This is a genomic window from Mycobacterium sp. (assembly GCF_036488105.1).
GTDB lineage: Bacteria > Actinomycetota > Actinomycetes > Mycobacteriales > Mycobacteriaceae > Mycobacterium.
The window spans coordinates 1-3,624 of the sequence record NZ_DASXHW010000173.1; the positions used below are offsets into that span (position 1 = coordinate 1).

The 3,624-nt window shown below is 62.4% G+C and carries 4 protein-coding genes; all 4 read right to left on the minus strand.

Annotated elements, in window-relative coordinates:
* Window positions 1–858 (minus strand): MCE family protein (locus VGH54_RS09080; protein ID WP_331511620.1); only part of this gene is annotated, 858 nt, incomplete at its 3' end.
* Entirely contained in the window at window positions 855–2,042 is a 1,188-nt protein-coding gene (locus VGH54_RS09085) for an MCE family protein (protein ID WP_331511621.1), read from the minus strand. The genes VGH54_RS09080 and VGH54_RS09085, both read right to left, overlap by 4 nt.
* Window positions 2,043–2,054: 12 nt before the next feature.
* Window positions 2,055–2,921 (minus strand): MlaE family ABC transporter permease, encoded by an 867-nt coding sequence (locus VGH54_RS09090; RefSeq protein WP_331511622.1) that lies wholly within the window; start codon window positions 2,919–2,921, stop codon window positions 2,055–2,057.
* Between the two features lie 16 nt (window positions 2,922–2,937).
* Window positions 2,938–3,624, minus strand: a 687-nt coding sequence (locus tag VGH54_RS09095; RefSeq protein ID WP_331511623.1) for an ABC transporter permease, incomplete at its 5' end; no start/stop codon positions are given.

Genomic DNA, 3,624 nt, shown 5'->3' on the forward strand with positions numbered 1-3,624 from the left:
GGCATCGAGGCGGTCCTTGTCGTCATCGAGGTTTGGGGCCAGCCGACGGAGCTGTTCTACCGTGCCGGACAGCGGTGGCCTTGCCTTGCCCAGCAGGTCTGCCAACGTGACGGTGCCAGTGCTCAACGCGTCGATGGCGGGACCGAAAGTGTCGCGGTCGTCCGCCAGTCCCGTAACCAGCCTTTGGAGGCGATCGATTGCCGCAGAGAATTGGCCGCCGTCCTTGTTCAGGGTTGTCGCCACGGTGTTCAGGTTGTCGATCAAGTTCTCGATCGTTTGGTCGTTATCGGCCAACGTGTTCGTGAATGACGTCGACTTGTTGAACAGCGATTGCAAGGTGCCGCCCTCACCCTGGAACACTTCTAACAGCGCTGACGAGAGCGCATTGACATCTCGTGGATTCAGGCCGTGAATAAGCGGCTTCAGTCCGCCGAGCAGAAGATCGAGGTCAAGCGCGGGCGCGGTATGACTGACGTTGATCAGCCCGCCGGCCGGCAGCCGCCGGGTCGACCCCGGCCCATCGACCAATTCGAGGTACCGGTCACCGACCAGGTTGAGGTAACGAACCGCCGCTTTGGTGCCGTCGGTCAGCACGACGGACCGGTCCGCGTCGAACTTCACCACAACCTTTTTGTCCGGCTGCAGGGCAACACCGTTGACGGTGCCCACCCGGACGCCGGCGACCCGCACCGAATCTCCGGCCTTCAGACGTGACGCATCGTTGAAGAGCGCCGAATAACCGGTGACCGCACCGGTGCGGTACTGGCCGAAAGTGAAGAACAAAAACAAGGTCAGCACCGACATCACAACGGCAAAGACACCGAACTTGACCAGCGTCGGGCCCAATGAGCCCCTCATCCCTGTTGTCCAACCTGAGCAGGATTGCGCGGTGGGCCGTCAATCGGCCCATACAACAGCTGTTTGAGGCCATCGAAGTTGAGCAGCAACTGCGGATTCCCGTACACCACCGGGTTGGAGCCGGTATCTGCGATCAGAACCTTCGCCTTGCTGTTGAAGGGAATCTTGGGAAGGCCCATGCAATGGGGGCCGCCTGTCGCCGCAACCTTGGGCAAGTTCTGCGGATACCGATAACGTTCGGCACCCCAGGTGAGACTGGCCGTGATCGCGATGCTCGGTTCCGGCAACGGCGGCGTCTTCCCCAACGCCGCGTCGCCAGCGAAGGTGCACGTCAGCGCCGGGGCGTATTCGTTGAGCAGATCGGTAGTCGGCGCCAGTAGGTGGAAGACCGTCGTCAACCCTTTCCGGTTGGCGCCCAGGACGTCATTGCCGACGTTGGCCAAACCGATTGCGCTGATCAGTAATGCGTCAAGGTTGCGCTGCTCGTCGACGATCGACTTGCTGATCTTCACCGAGTTATCAAGGGTCTTCACCAGATCCGCCGACGCATCGCCGTAGGCCCTGAACACCGGCGCCGACATAGCGATGTCGTGGCTCAGCGCGGGAAGACTCGGATCGAACCTTGCCAGGAACGCGTCGAGGTCGCTGAACGCCTGACCGATCTTTTCGCCCCGCCCGCTGAGGGCCTGCGAGACAGCACCGAGGGTCTCGTTGAGCTTCGCGGGGTCGAGCGTGCCCAGCACCGCCGTCAGCTGCTTGAACACAGTGTTGACCTCGACCGTGACATGTTGGCTGTCGAGCACCTGACCGGCGTGCAGGGATTGCGCTGACGGTTCGGCGGGCGGTACCAGCTCGACGAACTTGGCGCCGAACACCGTTGGCGATGTGAGGTCGACGAGCACATTGGCCGGAATCAGGTGCATCTCGGAGGGATACATCGCCAAGCGCAGGACGGCTTGACCGTCGGGTCGCGACTCGATCGAGGCAACCTTGCCCACCTGCACACCGTGCATCTTCACTTTCGCGTCCGGGTTCATCACCAGACCGGCGCGCGGCGATAGCACGGTCACCGGCGTCGTTTCGCTGAAGCTGCCCCGGAATAAGCCCACGGCGACGGCGACGATCGCGGCGATAACCGCGACGGACACCAGTCCCGTGAGTGCGCGTATCCCATTGTGGGGCATGAAATGTGTTCCCTATCCCGAGAGGTTGAAGTTTCCGTTTGAGCCGTAGATCGACAGCGAAACCAGCAGCGTTACCGATACCACGACGATGAGGGAGGTACGTACGGCGTTGCCGGTTGCGACCCCGACGCCCTCTGGCCCACCTGACGCGAAATACCCGTAGTACGTATGCAAGAGCAGGACGGCGAGGGCCATCAGCACCGCCTGCAGGAACGACCACAACAAGTCGATCGGGTTCAGGAAGGTATTGAAGTAGTGGTTGTACAGGCCACCCGACTGCCCGAACAACACCACGGTGGTGAATTGGCTTGCCAGGAAAGACAGTATGACGGCAATGCTGTACAGGGGTGTGATGGCGAGCATGCCCGCGACGATCCGGGTGCTGACGAGGTAGGAGATGGGCCGGATCGCCATCGCCTCCAGTGCGTCGATTTCTTCGCTGATCCGCATGGCACCCAATTGCGCGGTCACGCCGGCGCCGAAGGTGGCCGCCAATCCGATTCCCGCGACGACCGGTGCCGCGATACGGACGTTGATGAAAGCCGCCAAGAATCCGGTGAGTGCTTCGATGCCGATATTGCCCAGCGAGCTGTAGCCCTGCACCGCGAGCGTGCCACCGGCGGCCAGCGTCAGGAAACCGACAATGACGACGGTTCCGCCGATCATCGCCAATGTCCCTGCGCCCATGCTGATTTCGGCGACCAGTCGGATGATCTCTCGCCCGTAGCGGGTCACCGCGAAGGGTATGCCGGCCAATGCCTTGCCGTAGAACACGGTGTGGTCACCAATCGAGGCGAGAGTGCCAACCGGCCTGCGCCAGGAGCCGAACACCCGGAACGTGCGGGGATAGGTGGCTCTTAGCGTCCTCACTAACGTCATGGCATCTCCTTGACCATCACTTCGTCGTGAATCGGATGCCGATCGCCGTGACGACCACATTGACAACGAAGAGCGCCATGAACGCGTACACCACGGTTTCGTTGACCGCGTTGCCCACCGCCTTGGCGCCGCCGGATACCGTCAGCCCCCGGTAGCACGCCACCAGGCCCGCGATGACGCCGAACAGTGCCGCCTTGACGCAGGAGATGATCACCTCGGGTACCCCGGTCAGCAAGGTGATGCCCGCGGCGAATGCGCCGGGGTTGACATCTTGCACGAAGACCGAGAACACGTAGCCGCCAACGATGCCGATGATGACGACCAGACTGTTGAGCAATAGCGCGACCAACCCGGCGGCCAGCATCCGAGGCGTCACCAGGCGCTGGACCGGGTTGATGCCCAGCACCTCCATCGCGTCGATCTCTTCACGGATGGTTCGTGAGCCGAGGTCCGCACACATCGCCGTCGCACCGGCACCGGCGACGATCAACACCGTCACTAGCGGGCCGACCTGGGTGACCGCGCCGAAAGCCGCACCGGCCCCGCTGAGGTCCGCGGCACCCAATTCCCGCAACAGAATGTTGAGGATGAAGCTGATCAAGACGGTGAACGGAATGGCCACCAGGAAGGTCGGAGCCAACGCAACGCGCGCGATGAACCAGGCCTGCTCGAGAAACTCTCGTGCCTGGAACGGTCTGCGGAA